The 22395-nt window shown below is 73.6% G+C and carries 12 protein-coding genes; 2 read left to right on the forward strand and 10 right to left on the reverse strand.

Annotated features, from left to right (window positions below):
* Window positions 1-245 precede the first annotated feature (245 nt).
* Both RM788_RS50325 and RM788_RS50330 read right to left on the reverse strand, forming a co-directional pair.
* Complete coding sequence (locus RM788_RS50325) at window positions 246-1256, reverse strand: alpha/beta hydrolase (protein WP_315928781.1); 1011 nt, start codon at window positions 1254-1256, stop codon at window positions 246-248.
* Window positions 1257-1273: 17 nt separating this feature from the next.
* A complete protein-coding gene (locus RM788_RS50330) occupies window positions 1274-2596 on the reverse strand; it encodes a cytochrome P450 (protein WP_315928783.1) in 1323 nt (440 codons plus the stop codon).
* A 160-nt stretch (window positions 2597-2756) separates the two neighbouring features.
* On the opposite strand from RM788_RS50330, the gene RM788_RS50335 reads away from it, so the two are divergent.
* Complete coding sequence (locus RM788_RS50335; RefSeq protein WP_315928785.1) at window positions 2757-3572, forward strand: SAM-dependent methyltransferase; 816 nt, start codon at window positions 2757-2759, stop codon at window positions 3570-3572.
* 116 nt (window positions 3573-3688) lie between these two features.
* The gene (locus tag RM788_RS50340) at window positions 3689-5815 is read left to right on the forward strand and encodes a putative bifunctional diguanylate cyclase/phosphodiesterase (protein ID WP_315928787.1); all 2127 of its coding nucleotides are present in this window, start codon (window positions 3689-3691) and stop codon (window positions 5813-5815) included.
* A 57-nt stretch (window positions 5816-5872) separates the two neighbouring features.
* Here the strand turns inward: RM788_RS50340 and RM788_RS50345 are convergent, their stop codons facing one another.
* The 8 genes from RM788_RS50345 to RM788_RS50380 form a co-directional block, all read right to left on the reverse strand.
* Window positions 5873-6979, reverse strand: coding sequence for a phospholipase D-like domain-containing protein (locus tag RM788_RS50345; protein WP_315928789.1), 1107 nt, complete (start codon window positions 6977-6979; stop codon window positions 5873-5875).
* Between the two features lie 110 nt (window positions 6980-7089).
* Window positions 7090-7848 (reverse strand): CPBP family intramembrane glutamic endopeptidase, encoded by a 759-nt coding sequence (locus tag RM788_RS50350; protein ID WP_315928791.1) that lies wholly within the window; start codon window positions 7846-7848, stop codon window positions 7090-7092.
* A complete protein-coding gene (locus RM788_RS50355) occupies window positions 7845-8750 on the reverse strand; it encodes an NAD(P)H-binding protein (RefSeq protein WP_315928793.1) in 906 nt (301 codons plus the stop codon). The genes RM788_RS50350 and RM788_RS50355 overlap by 4 nt, the downstream gene beginning before the upstream one ends.
* A 66-nt stretch (window positions 8751-8816) precedes the next feature.
* The gene (locus RM788_RS50360) at window positions 8817-9962 is read right to left on the reverse strand and encodes a glycosyltransferase (RefSeq protein WP_315928795.1); all 1146 of its coding nucleotides are present in this window, start codon (window positions 9960-9962) and stop codon (window positions 8817-8819) included.
* The gene (locus tag RM788_RS50365) at window positions 9959-10741 is read right to left on the reverse strand and encodes an alpha/beta fold hydrolase (RefSeq protein ID WP_315928796.1); all 783 of its coding nucleotides are present in this window, start codon (window positions 10739-10741) and stop codon (window positions 9959-9961) included. The genes RM788_RS50360 and RM788_RS50365 overlap by 4 nt, the downstream gene beginning before the upstream one ends.
* Window positions 10742-10745: 4 nt before the next feature.
* Window positions 10746-11036 carry an acyl carrier protein gene (locus RM788_RS50370; protein WP_315928798.1) on the reverse strand — a complete coding sequence of 97 codons (291 nt, stop codon included), beginning with the start codon at window positions 11034-11036 and terminating at the stop codon, window positions 10746-10748.
* The gene (locus RM788_RS50375) at window positions 11033-15340 is read right to left on the reverse strand and encodes a beta-ketoacyl synthase N-terminal-like domain-containing protein (protein WP_315928800.1); all 4308 of its coding nucleotides are present in this window, start codon (window positions 15338-15340) and stop codon (window positions 11033-11035) included. The genes RM788_RS50370 and RM788_RS50375 overlap by 4 nt, the downstream gene beginning before the upstream one ends.
* On the reverse strand, window positions 15337-22020 hold the full coding sequence (locus RM788_RS50380) for an SDR family NAD(P)-dependent oxidoreductase (RefSeq protein WP_315928802.1): 6684 nt from the start codon (window positions 22018-22020) through the stop codon (window positions 15337-15339). The genes RM788_RS50375 and RM788_RS50380 overlap by 4 nt, the downstream gene beginning before the upstream one ends.
* Window positions 22021-22395 lie beyond the last annotated feature (375 nt).

Consider the following 22395-nt stretch of genomic DNA (forward strand, 5'->3'; position numbering starts at 1 on the left):
GTCGCGCTGCGCACGACGTCCGCGCGACCGCCGGTGCCAGTCCAGTTTCGCAATCATCCTGCCCGCGACACGGCCGGTGGACATCTCCGGGAACGCGGCGGGGACCGGCCGACCTCGAAGTCGCCTTCCACCGGGATCCCGCGCGGCCGTGCCGTCGGGGTGATCCGCCGGTTCACCTGCGAGCGCGTGTCCGGAGGAGCGGACCCGCGCCACCGCGTCGGACGCGGTGGCGCGGAACCGCCAGGTCAGCCGATCCCGTTGGTCCACTCGACGACCGCCCGGTGGAAGTCCGGGGCGTTCGCGGAGAAGTTGAGCGAGTGCCCGTAACCGGGGACGACGTGCGTGCGCAGCCGGGCCTCGGGGGCGTAGAACCGCCCCTCCGACAGCCGCAGCGCCTCGTTCGACGAGCAGTCCGCGCCGAGCGGCGGGCCGCAGAAGTTGCCGTCACCGCCGCCCATGACGAGCATGACCGGCACGGTGATCTGCCGCGACAGCGGGATGAGGCTGCCGATCAGCACGGTGTCCACCGTCTCCGTCAGCGTGACCACGTCCTTGGTGGCCTCGTCGAAGGCGAGCGCGCCCGGCTCCGTCGCGCCGGGGGTGTGGAACGACGCGTAGCGGGTGCCGGGGATGGTCGTCAGGTACCCGAGGTTGAGGCCGCGGTCCTTGAGCACCGGGTCCAGCAGCGTCGGGCCGAGGGAGGCGAACACCGGAACGGCGCCCGGCAGGTTGATCTGGTGGGACAGCCCGGTGATCACCACGCCGTCCACGTCCCGGTAGGAGACCGCCTCCATCGTGGCCACCGCCGAGCCGATCGAGTGGCCGACGAGCACCACGCGGTCGAACCGGGGGCGCAGCGACTGGATCACCGCGTGCACCGCCGTGGCGTTGGCGGACACGGTGACCAGCGCGCTCAGCGCCTTGGAGCTGCGCCCGCTGCCGAGCCGGTCGACGGCGATGGTGGCGATCCCGGCCCTGTTCAGGGCCTGCCGGTAGGACCGGGTCTCCGGGGCGTACCCGATGTCCCAGTACGCGCTGCTGTACGTGCCTCCGGGGACCAGCACCTGCACCGTCCTCGCACCCGGCGGCACGCACAGCCTGCCGTACATCGAGTGCTCCACCAGGCCGACCGTGACGGGGACCTGGACGTCCTCGCACGCGGTCTGCGCCGCGGCGGCGGATGTGACGGGGACGAGACCAACTCCGGCGGCGAGCACCAGGACGGCGCCCAACCGGCGGAAACGCGACCAACCCACGAACAACTACCTCCAACTCAACTTCGGGGGACCGCCGTCATCAGCATGCGGCTGGGATAGGCGGCGGACGTGAACCTGACGCGGACGGGCTCGCCCGCCACGGGAACCAGTCGCCACCGCGATGCGATGGTGGCGGCGGTGATGACGATCTCGGTGCGGGCGAACAGGTTCCCGACGCACCCGCGCGAGCCCGCGCCGAACGGGATGAACGCTCCTGGGGGGATGGACGCGGCGCGCTCGGGCGACCAGCGGTCGGGGTCGAAGCGGTGGGGCTGCTCGAACGACGCCGGGTCGTGGTGCAGCGCGTGCGGGCTGAAGATCACCTCGGCCCCCTCGGGCAGGGTCACGCCGCCCAGTTCGACCGGGGCCAGGGTGCGCCGCATCAGGAACCAGACCGGGTACATCCGCAGCACCTCGTCGACGACCCTGTTGAGGTACACCAGGTTCCCGGTGTCGGCGAAGGTGGGGGCCCGCCCGCCCAGCACCTCGTCCACCTCGGCGTGGACCCGCTTCTCGACCTCCGGGTGCCGGGCGAGTTCGTGGAACGTCCACGCCAGCGCCAGCGCGGTGGTCTCGATCCCGCCGACCAGCAGCGTCATGACCTCGTCGTGCACCTGCTCGTCGGACATGCCCGCGCCGGTGTCGGAGTCCTGGGCCAGCAGCAGCGTCGACAGCAGGTCGCCCCGGTCGACGCCCTCCTCGCGCCAGCCGCGCACGACGTCGAGCACGATCGAGCGCAGGCGCCCGACGGCGGCGTCGAACTCGCGGTTGCCGCGCAGGGGCAGCTTCTCAACGAACGAGGGCGACAGGGCGCGCACCATGCCCTGCTTGAGGACGGTGAAGATGGACCGGCGCACCTCCTCGACGGCGCGCTCGCCGATCCCGGTCGAGAACAGCGCCTCGCCGACGATGGTGACGGCGAGCGCCTGGGTGTCCTCCTCCAGCACGCGTACCTGGCCAGGACGCCAGGTGGCCGTCAGGTCGGCCGCCGCGCGGGACATGGCCCGCGCGTAGAGGGCGATGCGCTCGGTGTGGAAGGCGGGGCGCACCATCCGGCGCTGACGGCGGTGGAAAGTGCCGTTCGACGTGGCCAGCCCGTTGCCGAAAACCGGTTGGAACTTGTCGAACAGCGCCCCTTTCCGGAAGGATCCGCCCTTCTTGACCAGCATTTCGTGCACGAGCTGCGGATTTGTCAGGAAATAGGTGCGCATGGTACCGAGGTCGACCCGGACGATATCGCCGCTTTTCCGCAGAACTGCGGTGAACCTGTACCGTTGCCGCAACATCCGCAAGGTGTGGCCCAACAGGGGAAGGCGACCCGGAGCCATTGGGACGTGCATGTCCGCTCCTCGCCTAGTCCTACGGGATGTGCCACCATAAAGGCCATTCAGGTGACAGGGGGAGCGTCCGATCAGGTGGTCCCGACCACCCCATCGGGGCACTGGGGTTACCGCCTGTCGGTCGCTACGATGATGTCACTCATACCAAAGGGAGTCAGCCGTGGTCGCACGGGATTGGATTCCGCAGAGCGTCGACGTTTCGGTTCCGAGCATGGCCCGCACATATGATTTCCTGCTCGGCGGCGCGCACAACTTCGCGGTGGACCGCGAACTGGCCGCCTACGTGGAGCGCGTCATGCCGGACGCGCGTTCGGCGGCGCGGGTGAACAGGGCATTCCTCGGACGGGCCGTCCGGTACATGACGGACCGGGGAATAAGGCAGTTCCTCGACATAGGTTCCGGAATCCCCACCGTGGCCAACGTGCACGAGGTCTCCCAGGCGGAGGCGCCGGGGTGCCGCGTCGTGTACGTGGACAAGGATCCGATCGCGGTGGCGCACAGCGAGCTCATCCTGGCGGGCAACGACCGCGCGACCGTCGTGCACGGCGACATGCGCGACCCCGAGTCGATCCTGGACCACCCGGAGACCCGGAGCCTGCTCGACCTCGACCAGCCCGTCGGCCTGCTGATGCTGATGATGCTGCACTGGGTCCCCGACGAGGACGACCCGTGGAAGCTGGTCGCGAGCTACCGCGACGCGCTGGCCCCCGGCAGCCACCTGGCGATCACCCACGTCACCGCGGACGGCCAGGACGAGCGCCTGTCCGAGGTGACCGGTCTGATCGAGGAGAGCCGCAGCGCCGACAGGCTCACCGAACGCCCGCACGAGCGGGTCCGGGCGCTGTTCGGCGACTTCGAGCTGGTCGAGCCCGGCCTGGTCGGGTGCGCGGGGTGGCGGTCGACGGGCCGGGGCGACATCTCCGACACCCCGGAGATGAACTCCGTCATCTACGGCGGTGTCGCCCGCAAGCCCTGACGCCGTCCGCCGTGGAGGACCGCGGCCGCGAAACCGACGCTCAACCTGCGGGCGAGCCCACGTCGACATCCGACGGGCGGGCCGCCGCACAACCGGAACGAAGCAGGTTCGAACAGATGTCGCAGCCAGGCCCCACCTCCGACGCCCTGCCTGCGTGTCCCGACGGCGCACGCGCGCGGGAACTCCTCGCGCGCAAGTGGGGGTACGTGCTCAGCGGTGCCGAGGTCATCCCGCTGACCACGGAGGTCCTGGAACGGGAACTGCGCGGGCACCTCGACGAGCTGTGCTCGATCACGGCGGCCGACCCGTTCGACGCCGCCGCGGTCGAACGGGTCGGCGAGCGCGTCGTGGCGCTGGGGTACGTCGGCGAGGAGGGTTTGCGCCGCACCGCCGAAGTCCTCGGCGGCGGACTCCCGGCACTGCCTGAGTTCCAGCCCGCGGACGCCTTCGCGGACCGGATCGGACGCGCGATCGGCGCGTTGGCCACCGGCTTCCTCGTCGCGATCCGGCGCTCGGTGCTGGAGCAGCAGGAGCGGATGCAGCTGTCGCTGCTCAAAGCCGTCCGCGACGCCAAGTGGAACCTCAGGGAGAGCCAGGCGAGGTTCGAGGAGGTGGTCACGTCCTCGGCCAGCGGCATCGCGATCGTCGCACTGGACGGGCGGCTGATCCGGGTCAACAGCGCCATCTGCGACATCCTCGACCGCACCGCCGACGACCTGACCGGCACGACCCTGTTCGACCTCGTCCACCCCGACACCGTGGGGAAGCTGCGCGACGCGCTGCGGGCCGTGGTGGACGGCGGGCAGGACCGCGTCCGGCAGCCCCAGCGGCTGCTGCGCGTGGACGGCGACGTCGCCCGGATCTCGATGACCGCCTCGCTGCTGCGCGACGCCGACGGCGCGCCGGACCACTTCGTCGTGGTCGTCGAAGACGGCACCGAACTGGTGCTGCTCCAGGGTGAGCTGAACCGGCAGGCGCTCAACGACGTCCTCACCGGGCTGCCCAACCGCCAGTTCTTCGGCACCCACCTGGAAAGCGCGGTGCGCCGCGCCGACCCGGAGCACGGCGTGACGCTGCTGCACCTGGACCTCGACGAGTTCGGCATGGTCCACGACAGCCTCGGCCCGCGCACCGGCGAGCAACTGCTGGTGCACGTCGCCCAGCGGCTGACCTCCCTGCTGGCGCTGGAGAAGGCGATGGTCGCCCGCTTCGAGGGCGACCGGTTCGGCATCCTCGTGGAGAACACCGCGGCCACCCCGGACATCGCGACCATCGCCGCCGCCGTCAACCGGGAACTGGCCGAACCCGTCTACATCGACGGGCGGGGCTTGGCCCCGTCCGCGTCGATCGGCGTGGTGCGGAGCGCGTCGCGCCACCAGGACCACACCGAACTGCTGCGGGCGGCCGACCAGGCGTTGCGGCGGGCCAAAGCGGAGCGGCGGGGGCAGTGGACGCTGTTCGACCCGGCCCAGGACGCGGTGGACCGGTCGACGCAGGCCCTGGCCGTCGGCATGCCGGGCGCGTGGGAGCAGGGCGAGTTCGCCGTCCGCTACCGGCCGGTCGTGCGGTTGTCCGACGGCGGCGTCGAGGGCGCGGAGGCCGTGCTGCGCTGGGAACGACCGGAAGGCCCCGTCGCGCACGAGCGGTGCGTGGAACTGGCCGAGCGAACGGGTTTCATCCTGCCGCTGGGCGAGTGGTCGCTCAGCACCGCCGCCGGTCAGGTCCGGTGGTGGGGGCGCGGCGGCGGCGTCGCACCGCAGCTGACCGTCTCCCTGACCGCGCACCAGGCCTCCGACGCGGACCTCGTGTCGCGGGTGGTGCGGGTCCTGGACACCACCGGCCTGCCCGCGAACCGGTTGGTGGTCGGCGTTCCGACGGGCGTGCTGGCGGTGCCCGAGGCCGCGGACAGCCTCGGCGTGCTGGCCGAGATGGGCGTGCGGACGGCGCTGGAGGACTTCGGCTTCGGGCCGGACGACCTGGCCGCCGCGCAGGACTTCGGCTTCGGCGCGGTCCGCGTGCCCGGCCGCCTGGCCGACCTGGGAACCAGGCGGGGCGCCGGATGCGCGACCGCCCTGATCCCCGTGCTGCGCGGCACCGGCATCGCGATCGTCGTCGACGGCGTCACCACGCCGGAGCAGGCCACCTGGTGGCGGGAGGCGGGCGCGGACCTGGCCACCGGCCCCCACTTCGGACCGGACCAGCCCGCCGCCGACTTCCACGAGGGCTTCCGGGCACGTCCCTGATCAGTGTCCACAGTGGACCCGCGGGTGGTGGGAGGGCGGATCGCCCTCCCACCCCGATCACGACGCGGCGGCCCGCAGCGCCCAGAAGTTCGAGCGGTACTGGTCGTGGACGGACGCCGACTCGATCCGCAGCAACGTCTCGTCGTTCTCGCGGAGCGCGGCGTTCGTGTAGTTGTGACTACCGGTCATGACCCACTTGGAGTCCTTCTTGCCGGTGTAGGTGCCCTCGATGAGCAGGTACTTCGAGTGGACCTCGTGGGCACCGGCTATCTGGTAGAGCACGATGCGGTCGTTGCCGGTCAGGTAGGCCTTGCTGCCGGGGTCGAGGGTCGTGTAGACGACCTCGATCCAGCACTTCCGGTCGGCGAGGTCGCGGAGCTTGCGGGCGATGTCGTCGCGGCTGAAGTACCACATCGCGATCCGGATGATGGTGCGTCCGGTCTCCGTCCCGGTGGAGGTGTTGCCCTCGCAGGTGACGTTCTCGTCCAGCATGTTGTAGATGGTGTCGCTGGTCTCGTCGGTGCCCGCCCTGGGGAAGTAGTAGGCCTTGACGGCGCCCGCGGACACCGTGCGGTAGTAGTCGCTGTTCTTGACCTTGGCGGCCAGGTCGTCGAAGTAGCCGAGGTAACCGTTGTACAGCGCGGTGTTGCCCACGGTGGTCACCGCGTTGTTCCACAACACCGCGTAGTTGCCGGAGTTGAGGTTCGACGACTGCTGGACGACCACGTTGGTCGACCCCAGCGTGCTGGAGAACAGGAAGAACTTGTTGTGCATGATCGGCGTGTTCTTGCCGCCGATGCACGCCGCGTCCTTGGTGCACACCGTCACCTTGGCGCCCAACGCGCTGATCAGCGACTTCGACGGAGCCGTGGTGGAGTTCGAGTGGTCGAGCACCACCCGCACGTCGACCCCGCGGTCGCGGGCCGCGATCAGGTCGGCGGCCACCCCCGCGTCGTCGAAGTGGTACATCGCCATCCGGATGCTCGACCCCGCGGCCGCCCCGTTGATCAACGCGCGGTCGTGGTCGACGATCACCCGCTGCTTCGCGGGCACCGTCGGATCGTTGAACACCGCCCCGCCCACCACCGCCGCCGACGCGGGCTGGGCGGGCACGACCAGAGCCGCCACCACCAGTGAGCTGACGAGCAGTCTGAACGCCCTCATCCGGGCACCTCCCTGGGAGAGATCGGAAATCTCCCCACTCCTACACCGGCCGCGAGGACGGGAACCCCTGTTTCGGACCAGTGGGTACGGGCGCGGCCGTGCGGGGTCGGTCAGGTGGTGTCGGCGGGCAGGTTCGGGTCGACCGGGAGGCCGTGGTGGCGGAACAGGGGCGGTAGGAAGCGCAGCATGAGGGCCGACCAGGTCAGGTGGGTGAGGAGCGGGGCCTGGATGCCGCCGGTGGCGCGGCGTTGCAGGCCGAACAGCGCTCCCATCACCCCGGACGCCAGCACCAGCGACGGGTTGCGGGTCGCGGTGGTGGCCAGCACGTACACCGCCGTGGAGGCCACGACGGGGTGTTCCCTGCCCGCCGCCGCGTACAGCGCCCCGCGGAAGAAGACCTCCTCGGCTGCGCCGTTGAGCAGCGTCGTGGCGAGCACCGGGGCCGTCGAGCCGCGGTCGGCGTAGCGCAGGACCTGCGAGATGGCCCGGTACAGGAACGGCACGCGCTTGCACACCAGGGCGCACCCGTAGAACACGCCGAACGCGGCCACGCCCACCAGCACCGGTGTCACGACCGGTCGGCGCAGCGCGTCGCGGTAGCGCACCCGGCCCAGGTGCAGCGGCCCGGACGCCAGACCGCCGACCACCCACGTCGCCGCGGTCGCCGCGGTCAGACCGTAGAACCGGGGGGAGTCCGGAGTGGACGACAGGGACGCGCCGAGCAGTCCGGCACCCGCCAGCGACGTCACGGCGACCACCCGGCGGCGCCGGTGGAACGCCTCGTCGGACTCGGTGTGCTCGCGCGGCACCTTCTCGACGAGCCAGGCGGGCACCCTCGCCACCAGCCGGTCGCGCAGCGTCCGCCTCATCCGCGGTCACCTCCGCGCCCGGCCTTGGCCCGCTCGCCCAGGGCGGTGAGCACCGCGGTGTCGAAGTCCGCCGGGGTGAACGGGACCAGCGAGCGGATCGAGTCGTCGCGCACCACGACCTCGTTGGCCATCGAGTCGATCAGCGACCGCCCCGTCTGCACGTCCACGTCGGTGACCAGCGCCAGCCACCGGGAGGACAGGCCGGGGGTGAGCAGCGGCACGGGCAGTACCGGCACGCGCCTGCCTTCGATCGCGGCGACCCGGCGCATCATCTGGACGTACTCCAGGACCTCCGACCCGCCGATGTCGAACGGCCGCCCCTCGGTCTCCGGCACGTCCAGCACACCCACGAGGTAGCGCACGACGTCGGCGACGGCGATCGGCTGGCAGCGGGTGCGCACCCAGCGCGGCGCGATCATCGCGGGCAGGTGCTCCACGAGCTGGCGGGTCATCTCCCAGGAGATCCCGCCGTGCCCGATGACGATCCCCGCGCGCAGCGTCGTGACCGGCACACCGGACCCGCCGAGCAGCGACTCCACCTCCCGGCGGCTGCGCAGGTGCTCGGACAGGTCGTCGGAGTCGTTGCCCAGCCCGCCGAGGTAGACGATGCGCCGGGTCCCGGCGTCCGCCGCGGCCTTCGCGAAGGTCCGCGCGGCCTCGGCGTCGCGGTCGGCGAAGCGCGGGTCGTCCAGCGAGTGGACCAGGTAGTAGGCGACCTCGCAGCCCTCCAGCGCGTCGGCCAGGGACTCCGGGTCGTGCACGTCGCCCTTGACCGGCGCCCCCGCGCCCTCGTAGTCCTCCGGGTGGCGCGTCATGGCGCGCACGTCGTGCCCCTCCTCCTCGAGGACGGGGCAGAGCCTGCCGCCGATGAATCCCGACGCTCCGGTCACAAGTACGCGCACGCCACCAGCCTGTCCCACCAGGCCGGGTTCCGCAGGACGGCGGCACGTGAGCGCCGTCGCCCCCGATCAGGACGCGAGCCGCTCCAGGTGGTCCGCCGCGGCGCGAGCACCGCCGGCGGCGTGGAAGGACCGCTGGACACGGCGTGCGGCGCGGGCGAAGGCCCGGTCGGTCAGGACGGCGTCCAGCGCGTCGGAGATCTCGGGCGCGGTCGCCCTGGAGAACCGCAGTCGTGTCCCGGTGCCGGTTCGGACCACCTGGTCGGCCACGGCAGGCTGGTCGTCGCGGATGGGGGCGACCACGAGCGGCAGGCCGTGCCACAGCGCCTCGCAGACCGTGTTGTGCCCGGCGTGGCACACCACGGCGTCCACCGTCGCCATCACCGCGACCTGCGGCACGTGGCGCGGTGTGGTGATCCAGTCCGGCTGCGGACCCAGGTGTCCGGCCGGATCGACGATGACGGCGCGGAGGTCGCCGCCCCGTGCCGCGGCGGCGGTGGCGCACTCGCGCAGGAACCGTTCCCCCGCACCGGTGTTGGCCGTGCCCAGGGTGACCAGGACGGTGGGCACCTCCGAGCCGGGCCACGGCGGCCGCCAACCTCCGCCCTCGCGTCCGGCGACGACGGGGCCGACGAAGCGGATCGCGGGATGGGGCTTGGTCAGGGGACCGACGGCCGCCTCGGTGGTGAAGGCGAGCACCAGGTCGTCGGAGAACCGCGGGTCCGACCGCGCGGGCAGGCCGTGGCGCCGCCAGAGGTCGTCGAGCCGCCCGCGCGTCCACGCCTCCACCTTCGGCGGCGTGGAGGCGGTGAACTCCGCCGACGTGGAGGCCGAGGTGGCCCACGGGACCGCCCGCCGCTGCGCCGCCATCGCCCCGGCGAACGTGTGCTGGTCCGCGACGACCACGTCGGGCCGGAACCGGTCGATCGCCTCCAGGGTGCCCGGCAGCATGGCCTCGGCGAGGGGAACGAGGTAGTCCTCCACCAGGAACTTCAGCGCCGCCGCGCCGCGCAGGCCGGGCGGCCGCAGCGAATCGGACGCGTACCGGTCCGCGGCGCAGTCGACGATCGGCTGGCCCGCCCCGATGTACGGGCGCATCCACCCGCTGCCCGCCCACACGACCCGGTGCCCCCGCGCGACGAGCTCGTCGGCGATCCCGACCATGGGGGTGACGTGCCCGCGCAGCGGGAGCACCACCAGAAGGAACCGGCTCACCGGCGGTCCCGCTGCTCGGCGAGCCACGGCAGCAGGATCCGGCCCACCTCGTCGGGCGCGCGGGCGAGCAGCATGTGGTCGCGGCCGGGGATCACCCGCACCCGGCAGTGCGGCAGCGCCGGGAGGAACTCCTCGGCGTGGGAGTTCAGCGCGGACTCGCCGCCGATGATCAGCAGCAGGGGGACCCGGACCGACCCGACGTCCTCGTGGTCCAGCAGGCCGTCCGGGGAGAGCAGGTCCCGGTACGCGGTGGTGGTGTCGTCGAGCCGGAACGCCGCCGCGGCCATCTTCCTGACCAGGTCGTCCTGCGCGTCCACGTACTCCTGGTCGGCGATGGACGCCCTGACCTCGGCCACCCCGTCCGCGGTGCGCCGCGCCCACGCCGCGGTGGGCGGCTCGGACTCGATGACGGAGAGGCTGAGCACCCGGTCCGGGTGGCGGTGGGTGGCGCTGAAGGCGACGGTGCCGCCGAAGGAGTAGCCCACCAGGTGCACCGGCCCGTCGACGCCGAGCCCGTCGAGCATCCCCATCAGGTCGTCCACCGCGTCGCGGATCAGGTAGCCCTCGCCGGGGCGCTCGCTGCGGCCGTGCCCGCGCAGGTCGTAGGTGATGACGTCGAAGCCGAGGTCGGCCACCGGACTGGCGAGGGTGAAGTAGTAGCTGGCCAGGCTGTCCACCAGGCCGTGCAGGAACACCACGACGGGCCGCGGCGGCGTCGCGCCGGGTTCGGCCAGCCGCTGCACGTGGAGCGTGACGCCGTTGGACTTGACGAATGCCATCGGTTCAGGCGTCCCGTCCGGCCAGGCAGCCCTCGACGTGGTCCACCAGGCGCCCGACGGTCAGCGCGATGATCTCGTCGAGTTCCAGTTCGGTGAGGAACCTCGGCAGGTTGACCGCCTGGCCGTAGCGGGAGCCGACGCGGTCGCTGAGCACGACGATGTCGATGCTCTCGAACGCGAGGTCGTCCTGGAAGGTCGTCTCCATGGTGATCGGCGTGTCGCCGAGGGCCTGGGCGCCGATCACCTCCCTGATCATGTCGGCGATCTCGTCGAGCACGGCGATGTCGGTGTTCAACAGTTCTCCTGCGCGTCTGTCCGGTGGATGTCCGGGTAGGTCCAGGCGACGACGTGGTGCCTGCCGCCGCTGTCGAGCGCGGCCAGCCGCACCAGGTACCGCGCGGAGGCCGTCGACACGACCAGGTGGTCGGAGCAGGCGCTGGTCACCTCGGACCTCGGCGCCCCGGCGGCTCCGCTGGCCTCCACGGCGGCGACGGCCTGCCTCGCGGCGGCGAACCGGGCCGACCACACCGCCGCTGGCTCCGCCGCGGTGCCGAGTTCGTCGAGCAGATCGCGTTCACGCCGTCCGAGGACCTCGCCCCCGTCTGCGGCAGCCACCTCCCGCACCCCGATCCCTCCCGCGGAGCCGGGGCGGGCCAGCGCGACGCCGACGACACCGTGGTGCGCCAGCGAGACCGGGACGGCGGGCGACCGGGCGCCGGGTCCCGTCGCGATCCACGAGCGCCCCGCGCCGTCGTCGCCGATGGTGAGCTCGACCGCGAACACGCGAGGACGCGCGCCCGTGGTCATCAGGTGGTGGCGCACGGCGTCCTTGGCCGCGATCCGGCCCAGCAGCCACCGCCGCCGCTCCCTCGGCGGCTGCCGCTCGTAGGCCTCCCACTCGGCGCGGGCGAGGTACTGGCGGGCGATCAGCTCGCGACTGGCCAGGTCCGGCCACGTCTCGTGCACGGCCACCCAGCCCTCGTCGTGGTGCTCGGACAGCATCGCGACCCCGCCGTCGCGTTCCAGGCCGCGGACCCGGTCGTCGCTGGCGAACCTGCGCAGCTCCCACCCGACCGCCTGGCCCCACACCCGACCGTCCGCCCCGACGAGCTGGAGGTCGGCGACGACCGAGGTGCCGGTGACCTCGGTGACCCTGGCCACGCAGGTCAGCACGGCTCCGGGCGGTGGAGCGGGGGCGAACTGCCGGATCTCGCGGAACCGCGCGGGGAACGTGCGGCTGTCGCGGTCGAAGGTCTCCAGGGTCCAGTAGCCGACCAGGTGACCGGCGTTGTCCAGCAGCGCCCCCGGAGCGTCCGGAATGGTGATCACCCCGCGGACGTGGCGCGCGCCGATCGCGCTGATCTCGGTGACCCCCCGGTAGGCGGGCCCGTGGAACATCCAGCGGTTCCCGTACATCTGCGCGCCGGTCAGGAGGGGCCGCCGCTCGTCGGGCTCGGTGAGCGGCCACGGGGCGGGCGCGTCCGGGTAGCGGTCGGCCAGTTCGACGACGGCCCGCGCGTAGCCGCGAACGACGACGCGGCACCGTCCTGGGCCTTCGGCGGTGACCTCGAACGTCGCCGTGGTCGGCGGTTCGACGGCGAGCCAGCGCTGGAACCGGGCGTCGTGCACGGCGACGGCCACCGAGCCGGGTGCGGTCCGCTCGGCGGCTTCCGCCATCTGCCGGACCAGTTCGGTGGCGGGCACGACCGGGAACCCGTCGTGGTCGTCGGCCCAGCCCGCTGGCACTTCGAAGAACGAGTGGTCCCGCAGGTACGGCATGGCGCGCAAGGACATCTCGCGCTCCTGCTCGACGACCACGCCCTGCACGGCGGCCGCGCCCCGTTCGGCGGTCGGCTCCTTCACGGCGGTCGGCCCCTGGGCCCGCGCGGCGGCGAAGACGGCGAGCGCGGCGTCCTCGGTGTCCCGCAGCAACGCGCGCAGCTCGGCGGTCGCCGCGGACGTCGGCACGGACTCCACGGCCGCGACCGGGCCGGGCCGGTCGATCAGCCGCGCGGCGTCCGGGCCCAACGACAGCACCGGCGCGCCCAGCCGCAGCCGGACCACCCCGCCCGACCTCTTCGGCGCGGGGCCCAGCAGTTCGTCGCCCGCGGAGGAGCCTTCGGCCCACAGCGCGGCGGCGACCCTGGTGAGTTGGCCGAGACCGGTGTGCCCGACCGAGTTCGCGGCGATCGCCAGGTGGTCCTGCCCGTGCAGCACGTCGCTGATGAGCGTGCTCAGGTGCCCCGGCCCGACCTGCACGAACACCTTGGCGCCCGCGGTGAACATGTGCTGGATCAACGGCCGGAACCGCACGGTGTCCACGAGGTGGCGGTAGAACAGCGCGCGCACCTGTTCCGGGTCCTCCGGGAAGGGCGCCGCCGTGGTCGCCGACCAGATCGGCGTCGTCGGCGAGCGCAATGGGACGCGCGCCGAGCGCTGTTCGATCTGGTCGAGGTAGGGGGACAGCAACGGGGTGTGGAACCCGGAGCGGAACGGCAGGACGCGGCCGAGCACCCGTTCCTCGAGCAGGTCGGCCAGCAGCCGCTCGACCTCCTTGCCCGGTCCGCACACGACGCACTGGTGGGGCGAGTTGTCGTGCGACAGCGCGATGCCGCTCCTGGCCAGCCGGGGCGCGATCCGCTCGGCGGCGCAGCCGACGGTGGCGAACACGAGGTCCGGCACCCGGAAGGCGTCGGGGTCGAAGCCCGCCAGCACCGCGTCGAACTGCGGTTCGTCGTACATGCCCGCGGCGACCATGGCGGTCCACTCGCCGATCGAGTGGCCCGCGACGAGGTCCGGCCGGATGCCGAGCCTGCGCAGCGCGCTGTCGAGGAGTCGGCTGACCGCCACCACGGACGTGCCGTGGCGGCCGACGGTGTCGGTGGAGATCTCGGGCGCGACGAGGTCGAAGTGCGCGGCCACGTCGTCGATCCGCGGCGTGAAGTCCGCCTCCAGACCGGGGTAGACGAACGCGAGCTGGTGGCCCGAAGTGCGCAGCAGCGGCCGGGGGCTGAACCAGATGTCCTGCCGCCCCCGCCACGCCTCGCCCGCGGCGAGCACCCGGCGGGCGACGGCGAGCTTCTTCTCGGTGGGGTCCACCAGGGACAGCCGGCAGACGTCGCCGCCACCGGGCGCGGACGGCGTCGTCAGCAGCTCGGCCAGCTCGGCGGGGGACCGGCCCGCCAGCCGCAGCACGCGGGTCGGCTCCCGGACCGCGACGGGCCCGGTGGCGCGCGCGGGGGAGCGGTCCTGTTCGAGGATCACGTGGGCGCTGATGCCGCCGAACCCGAACGCGTTGACCGCCGCGCGCCGAGGACCGCCGCACGTCCACTCGCGGGCGGTGCCCAGCGGGTGGAACCGGGTGGTCTTGAGCGAGGGGTGGGGGTTGTCGCAGTGCAGGGTCGGCGGCTGCACGCCGTGGTGCACGGCCAGTGCCGCCTTGATGATCCCGGCGATCCCCGCCGCGGGCATGGCGTGCCCGATCATCGACTTGACCGACCCGATGACGGCGTCGTCGCCCGGCCCGAACACGGTGTCCAGGGTGGCCAGCTCGGCCGCGTCCCCGGCGGGCGTCGCCGTGCCGTGCGCTTCGAGCAGGCCGATCGACGCGGGCGCCGCGGGGTCCAGGCCCGCGGCCCGCCACGCCCGGCGCAGCGCCAGGACCTGCCCGGTGGTCGCCGGGTGCATCAGGCTGGCCCCGCCGCCGTCGCTGGCCACCCCGGTGCCGCGGATCACCGCGTACACCCGGTCGCCGTCGCGGTGGGCGTCGTCGAGTCGCTTGAGCACCACCACACCGGTGCCCTCGCCGATGAGCAGGCCGTCGGCGTCGCGGTCGAACGGACGGCTCCGCGCGGTCGGGCTGAGCGCGCCCAGCCTGGCGAACACGCCCCACAGCGTCGCGTCGTGGCTGTGGTGCACGCCGCCCGCCAGCACGGCGTCCAGCCGCCCGCCGGACAGCTCCGCCACCGCGTGGTCGACCGCGATCAGCGACGAGGCGCACGCGGCGTCGAGGGTGTACGCCGGTCCGCCGAAGCCGAGGCGGTGCGCGATCCTGGACGCCACGAGGTTGGGCACCAGACCGATCTCCGCGCCGGGGGACTCCGGGCCGAGCGCGTCCAGCACGGCCGAGCGCACCCGGCCGAGGGCGTCGGCGTCGAGGTCGGGCATCAGCTCGCGCAGCGAGGCCACGAGCTGGCGGCTCAGCCGGACCCGCTGGTCGAGCCGGGCCACCCCGGCGTTGAGGTAGCCGCCGCGGCCGAGGATCACGCCCACCCGTTCGGGATCGGCGAACGGCCGCCCCCGCACGTCCGCCAGCGCGGCGGTCGCGACGTGCAGGGCCAGGAGCTGGTCGGGCTCGGTGCCCGCGAGCGCGGCGGGCATCACGCCCAGCCCGATCGCGTCCACCGCGGCCAGCTCACCGAGGAAACCACCGCGCCCACCGGGGAAGTCCTCGGCGCACAGGCCGATGTCCGGCGGCAGGTCGGTGACGGCGTCCACCCCGGCGACCAGGTTGCGCCAGTAGGTGTCCAGGTCGCCCGCTCCGGGGAACATCGCCCCCATGCCGACCACGGCGACCGGGACCCGTGCCGCCCCGGTCACCACCCGGACGCCGTGTACACGACGGAGCGCGCGGTCGGGTCTCCCCAGGCGAGTTCGCGCAGCAGGCTCATCGCACCGTCCTGCGGGGCTATCAGCCCGATGCCCCGGCGCGCGTACTCGGCCGCGAGTTCGGCCGTGACCATGCCGCCGAGTTCGGCGTCCGGCGCCCACGGTCCCCAGTGGACGGTGAGGGCGCGGTTGCCGGTCCGGCGGGCCCACTGCTCGGCGATGACCTCCATGGCGTCGTTGCCCGCCGCGTAGTCGGTCTGGCCCCGGTTGCCCAGCACCGCGGCGATGCTGCCGAAGAGCACGACGAACCCCGGGGCCTGGGGGAGGTCGTCCACGGCGGACAGCAGGGCCCTGGCGCCCATCACCTTGGTGGCGAAGACCCGGCGGAAGGACTCCGCGGTCTTGTCCGCGAACAGGCGGTCCTCGATCACCCCCGGCGAGAAGATCACGCCGTCGAGCCGCCCGTAGTCGGAGTGCACCCGCTTGAGCAGGTTGCGCACGCTCTGCTCGTCGGTGACGTCGACGGAGCAGTACTCGACCTCGCCGCCCAGCGAACGCAGCCGCGCCAACGTCGTCGCGACCTGCCTGCCCGCCATGACCCGCCGCGCGGCCAGGTCGACCGCGGTGTGGTCGCGGTCGCCCAGGGAGAACAGCGCGGCGCGCACCCCGGCCAGGTCGGTCGCCGCCGCGACGGCGGGCGGTCGGGCCTCCGCCTCCGCGGGAGTCCGGCCCGCCACGACGATCCGGCAGCCCGACGCGGCCGCGGCGGTGAGCGCGAACCGGGCGGTGATGCCGCGGGCCCCGCCGATCAGCAGCAGCACCGAGTCGCGGTCCAGGCCGATCGCCGCGGCCTCCGCCTCGCCCTGCCCGCCGGGACCGGCTCCCCTGCCGCCCAGCACACCGAGGTCGGACCTGGTCATGGCGAACGCGGACCGCTCGCCGGTCGACCGCACGACCGGGTGGTCCCGCGGCGTGAGCAGCTCGCCGAGGACCAGTCCCGCGGTCTCCTCGGCGGGCCTGGACGTGTCGACCTCGACCAGCCGGACGGCGGTGGTCGGGTACTCCTTCGCCAGGGAGCGCAGGAAACCGCGCATCCCCGGCACGGGGAAGCCTGCGGACGGCGCGACGGCGACCACCAGGCCCACCCGTGCCACCGCGCGGAACGCGGGCACGTGGACGGTCACGTCGCCGGGATCGGGGGACAGGGCGTCGAGGTGGACGAGCCCGGCCGCGGCGTCGTCCTCGGGGAGGTCGTCGACGACGGTCGCGCCGTGGGCGGCGAGGAGGTCGCGCAGCGCGGTCCCGACCGCGCCCGAACCGCCGCTGACCACGAAGGTCCTCCCCGCCAGGTGGCCGGGGTTCCGGGGAGTGGCGTGCGCGGGCACCGGTGACAGCACGAACCTGGTCGGGGGCGCACCGGACGGGATCTCCGCCACCGGGGGACTCGCGGCGGGAACGGCCTGCGGCGCCGTGCCGAGGCGCCGGTCGAGCCACTCGGCCAGACCGCCCGCCGTGCGGATCCTGGCGAGCGCCTCGATCTCGGTGTCGCCGAGCCGGTCGTCCGCGGTCCCAACCCTGGCGGCCAGTTCGCCGACGATCTCCGTGCGCTTGATGGAGTCGATCGACAGGTCCGCTTCCAGGTCCAGACCGGGTTCGATCATGTCCGCCGGGTAGCCGGTGCGCTCGCTGATGGTCGACGTGACCACCTCCAGCGTGCTCGCGGCCGACGGGACCGCCGCCGGGACCACTGCCGCGACGACCTGCTCGACGACCACCGGGGTCTCGAGGGGCGGCGCGGGGGGCAACACCTGTCGTGGCGCGGTGTCCGCCTGGTAGTAGGCCAGCATGATCTCGCGCTGCGCCGCCACGAGTTCCCTGGTGCCGCGCAGGTAGTCGCCGATCACCTGGTCCGGGTCGGTCGCCGCGACGACGGGTGCGATCCGCCTGGCAGGCGACGCGGCACCGGGCAGGAACCGGCCGTCGGCGGTCCGCACGGCAGCCCCGTCAACCAGCCAGCGCGGCGCGGCGGGCGCGGTGGTGCCGGTGAGGTCCCGCGCGTCACGGCCGTGGAAGAGCCGGGCGAGGCGCAGGTCCGCGCCGCCGACCGCGAGTTCCGCGAGCGCGGCGAGCGCGCCGGGCAGGCCGCCACCCGCCGACTCGAACCCGACCACCCGGTGCGGACGGTCGCGCAGCGTCGCGGCGACGAGTCCACTCAGGACGGTTCCGGGTCCGCACTCGACGAAGGTCCGGGCGCCGTCGGCGTACATCGCCTCGACCTGCTCGGCGAAGCGGACCGGTGCGCCGATCTGGGCGGCGAGTTCGGCCCGGATCGCGGCCGGGTCGCCGGGGTAGCGCGCGGCCGTGCGGTTCGACCAGACGGGGATCTCGGGCGCGTGGAAGGGGTGTTCGCCGAGCACCAGCGCGAACTCCTCCGCGGCGCCGGCCACCACCGGGCTGTGGAACGCGCACGCCACCGGGAGCGGCGACGCCGACAGCCCCGCGGCCCGCAGCCGGTCGACCGCGTCCGCCACCGCCGCGGTGGGGCCGGACAGCACCACCTGGGAGGGGGAGTTGTGGTTGGCGATCACCACCGGGGTCTGGTCGCCGAGCACCTGTTCGACCTGGTCCGCGCTCGCCGCCACCGCGGCCATGGCACCGGGGTCGTCGCCCGCCGCGGCCAGGATCGACTCCGCCCTCGCCACGCTGACCTCGAACAGGTCCGCCGGTGCCAGCGCCCCGGCGGCGGCCAGGGCGACGAGTTCGCCGTAGCTGTGCCCGGCGACCATGTCCACCCGCAGCCCGGCCCGTTCGAGGAAGCCGTACCCGGCGAGCCCCGCCATGCCGAGCGCGGGCTGCGCGACGCGGGTGTCGCGCAACGCCTCCCGCTGCGAGCCAGCCTGACCGTCGTCGAAGGCGGCTCCGGGGTAGACCTCGTCCGCCCACCGGTGACCGGACAGGAGCTGCTCGCGCAGCTCGGGGAAGGCGACGAGCAGGTCCGCCGTCATGCCCACCCGCTGGCTGCCCTGTCCGGGGAACAGCACCGCGATCTTCGACGGCGTTCCGGGCGGGCCGCCGACCCGCAGCCCCGGCGCGTCGCCGCCGCCGTCCGCCGCGTCCAGCGCGGCCGTCAGCGCGGCGGTGTCCGCCGCCACCACGGCGAACGCGGCCTGACCCCGGACGCGGTCGAAGCGGTGCGCGGCGGTGAGGGCGAGGTCGCGCAGGCGGGCGTCCGGCCGGTCCGCCACCAGTTCCCGCAACCACCGCACGTCGTCGCCGTGCAGCAGGAACAGCTCGGCGGGCCACTGGTCGTGGCCGTGCCGGGGCGCGGGCGAGTGCCGCCCGGCGAGCACGGCGTGGAAGTTGGTGCCGCCGAAGCCGAAGCCGCTGATCCCGGCGAAGCGCCGCGCCGGTGGCGCCGCCCACGGGCGGGCCTCGGTGTTGAAGGCGAACGGGCTGCGCCGCGCCGACCACTCGCCGATCGGCGAGGTCAGCTGCGCGGTCGGCGGCCGGACGCCGGTGTGGATCGCCAGCGCGGTCTTGATCAGCCCCGCCAGGCCCGCTGCGCACTTGGTGTGGCCGATCTGGGACTTGACCGAACCCAGCACGGTGCCGCCCGGCCGGGCGCCCGCCTCGGTGAACACCGCCTCGAGCGAGGCCAGTTCGGTGCGGTCGCCGACCGCCGTGCCGGTGCCGTGCGCCTCGACCAGCCCGACCTCGGCGGGACTCACCCCGGCGTTGGCGAACGCCCTGGTCAGGGCTTGGCGCTGGCCCGCGGGCCTGGGGGCGGTCAGCCCGAGCGACCGGCCGTCGCTGGAACTGCCGACGCCCTTGATCACGGCGTAGACCCGGTCGCCGTCGCGCACGGCGTCGTCGAGGCGCTTGAGCACGACGCAGCCGACACCCTCGCTCAGGGCGATGCCGTCGGCCGACCGGTCGAAGGTCCGGGACCGGCCGGTCGGCGACAGCGCGCCCACCGAGTCGAACAGCCGGTAGTCGTAGATGCCGTTGTGGGTGTCCGCGCCGCCGCACAGCACGAGGTCGGCCGTGCCGCCGACCAGCTCGCGGCACGCCACGTCCAGCGCGGCCAGCGAGGACGCGCACGCGGCGTCCACGGTGAAGTTGGCGCCGCCCAGGTCGAGCCGGTTGGCGATCCGGCCGGAGATGACGTTGGCCAGCACGCCGGGGAAGGTGTCCTCGGTGAAGCGGGGGAGCTGCGCCGTCAGCTCGGCGGGGACGTCCCGCAGGTAGCCGGGGAGCATCGCCCGCAGCATCGCCGCGTTGGACAGCTCACCGCCGGACTCGGCGCCGAACACCACCGCCGTCCTGCTCCGGTCGAAGTCGCGGACGGCGTGACCGGTCACCGCGGGGTGCTCGGCGAACCCGGCGTCGGCCAGCGCCCGCTGCGCGACCTCCAGCGCCAGCAGCTGCACCGGCTCGATGGACGCCAGGGAAGCGGGCGCGATGCCGTAGCGCAGCGCGTCGAACGGGACCGGGTCGAGGAAACCGCCCCACTTCGAGATCACCCGCTCCTCGGCGGCGTCGGCGCTGTAGTGCACGGCGGGGTCCCAGCGGTCCGCGGGGACCTCGGTCACCGAGTCCACGCCACCGAGGACGTTGGCCCAGAACGCCGCCATGTCCGGGGCTCCGGGGAACACGCAGGACATCCCGATGATCGCGATGTCCAGGGGCGGGGGCGCGGTGGCCGGAGCCGTGGTGGGCAGCAGCCGTCCGCGCAGTCGACCGACCGCGTCGGCCAGCAGCCGCGACGCGTCGGTGGTGACCTCCGCGTGCAGTTCGGCGACCGTCGTCCTGCGCGAGCGCAGGGACGCGACCTGGCCCGCCATGAACAGCCCCGAGGCGAGCTGGCCCTCCGGGTCGACGCCGACGAGGAGTTCCCCGTCGCGCCGCAGCCCCTTGCTGGCGACCCGCGACCGGCCGACGTTGAGGAGTTCCAGCCGTTCCCACACCTGCTGCTGCGGCAGGCCCTGTTCGACCAGCGCCTGGCGGACCGCGGCGAACTCCGCGGCGAACGGGCTGTCCACGCACCTGGTCGAGTGTCCGGGCGCGGTCTGCAGCACCGCCGTCGCCCGCGCGGCGAGCACCTGCCGCTGGAACACCGGCCCGATGGCCCCGGTGGCCACTGCCTCCTCGGTGAACAGGTAGGCCGTGCCCATCAGCAGGCCGACACCCGCACCGCGCGCGGTCAGCGGCGCCGCCACGGCGGCGACCATCGCGGCCGACCTGGCGTCGTGGACGCCGCCCGCGAAGAGCACGTCGACCTGGCTGCCGGGGGTGGTGTCCAGGAAGTCCACCAGCGCGCTGATCTGCGCCTGCCACAGGCACATGCTGGAGCGGGGACCGATGTGCCCGCCGCACTCGGAGCCCTCGAACACGAACCGGCGCGCGCCCGCGTCGAGGAACTGGCCGAGCAGCCGGGGCGACGGCACGTGGACGAACGCCGCGATGCCCAGTTCCTCCAACTCGGCGGCCTGCCCCGGCCTGCCGCCCGCGATGACGACCACGTCGGGCCGGACCCGCCGGATCGCCGCGAGCTGCGCGGACCTGATGTCCTCCGGCGCGAAGCCCAGGATGCCCACACCCCAGGGACGCCCGGCCAACCGCTTGGCGGTCGACTCCAGCAGCGCGGTGGTGGTGTCCGCGTCGGACAGGGCGAGCGCCATCATCGGCAGCCCGGCCGCGTCGGCGACGGCGGCGGCGAACTCCGGCCGGTCGCTGACCCTCGTCATCGGCCCCTGCACGACGGGGACGCCGATCCCCAGCCGCCGGGCCAGCGGCGCTCCTGGGCCCAGCACGTCGGTCACGTCAGCGCGCGCCAGGTCGACCAGCGCCCCGCGAACGGCCCGCACCGCGCCCGCCGCGTTGCCGTACCGGCGGGCGAACTCGCCCGCGAGGAAGCCGTCCTGGCCGATGGGGAGCAGTTGCGTGCGCAGATCGCGCGCGCCGAGCCGTTCCGCCACACCGGCGCCGCCGACGTCGCCGGACCGCGTCCGGGACCGCAGCACCCGGTACCCGTCCACGACGACGGTCTCGGACCCGTCCATGGTCCTGATCGCGGCCGCCACCTCGTGCGGCAGGCCGGACTCGGCGAGCAGCGCCAACTGGCTGTCCAGCACCACACCCGCGGCACCGGCCACCGCCGCGGCGGGCGCGGTGTGCTCGCCGACGCCGCCGCAGACCCAGACGGGCGAGTCCACCTCGGCGAGCAGCTGCTGGACCAGCACCAGCGAACTGAGGTCACCGACCCGCCCGCCCGCCTCGTTCCCCCGCGCGATCAGACCGTCCGCGCCCGCGGCGACGGCGGCCTCCGCCTCGGCCAGACCGGTGACCTCGACCAGGATCCGCAGCCCCCCGCGGGCGGCGGCCACGGCTACCTCACCCGTTGCCACCAGCCGCCCGTCGTACACCGCCGTGGTCACCCCGGCCGGAAGCGCGGCCGAGTCCATCGCGCACGCCGCGCCGAACCGGACCCCGAACCCGCCGGAGATCCACCCGGTGGCCCGCTCCAGCTCCTCCCGCGCCCGCCGGTCGCCCGCGCCGAGATCCAGCACCCCGAGGGCGCCCGCGGCGCACAGGGCCGCGACCAGCCGCGCGTTGGGTTCGCCGAACGGGGTGATTCCGAGAACGGACTCGGGCAGGGTCCAGTTCAGCACTAGTCCTCCAGCACGGATTGATCTCAGGGGAGAGTCGTGTCCGCATGTAGAAACAACGGGGTGCGTGCGATGTGCGGTTTTCACGCCTCGCACGTCGGGGGAGCGCGCGGCGCACAACCTATCCGAGTGCGGTGCGCGGACATAATTATGTGAACATGACTCCGGTTTGTCCGGTCCACGGGGGTGGGGGTGGGTGAGTCGGCATCCGGATGCCGTGTTGTCGGATGTATTTGCTGCTCAGAGGCCATCTGTGTAGCTGTTGACCCCGTCCTAGCGGTTATGGAGATATCGCCGGAAGCGCGGCCGCGTGGTATGTCGACATGGACGCATTCGACGCGCAATTGCCTGGTGGGCCGTGAAAGGTCGGGCAACCGG

It is taken from the genome of Umezawaea sp. Da 62-37 (genome assembly GCF_032460545.1).
Lineage (GTDB): Bacteria > Actinomycetota > Actinomycetes > Mycobacteriales > Pseudonocardiaceae > Umezawaea.

Coding starts and splice junctions, on each gene's coding strand:
- RM788_RS50330 (WP_315928783.1), bottom strand. CDS start 2,596: ATGCACGTCCCAATGGCTCCGGGTCGCCTTCCCCTGTTGGGCCACACC.
- RM788_RS50340 (WP_315928787.1), top strand. CDS start 3,689: ATGTCGCAGCCAGGCCCCACCTCCGACGCCCTGCCTGCGTGTCCCGAC.
- RM788_RS50345 (WP_315928789.1), bottom strand. CDS start 6,979: ATGAGGGCGTTCAGACTGCTCGTCAGCTCACTGGTGGTGGCGGCTCTG.
- RM788_RS50350 (WP_315928791.1), bottom strand. CDS start 7,848: ATGAGGCGGACGCTGCGCGACCGGCTGGTGGCGAGGGTGCCCGCCTGG.
- RM788_RS50365 (WP_315928796.1), bottom strand. CDS start 10,741: ATGGCATTCGTCAAGTCCAACGGCGTCACGCTCCACGTGCAGCGGCTG.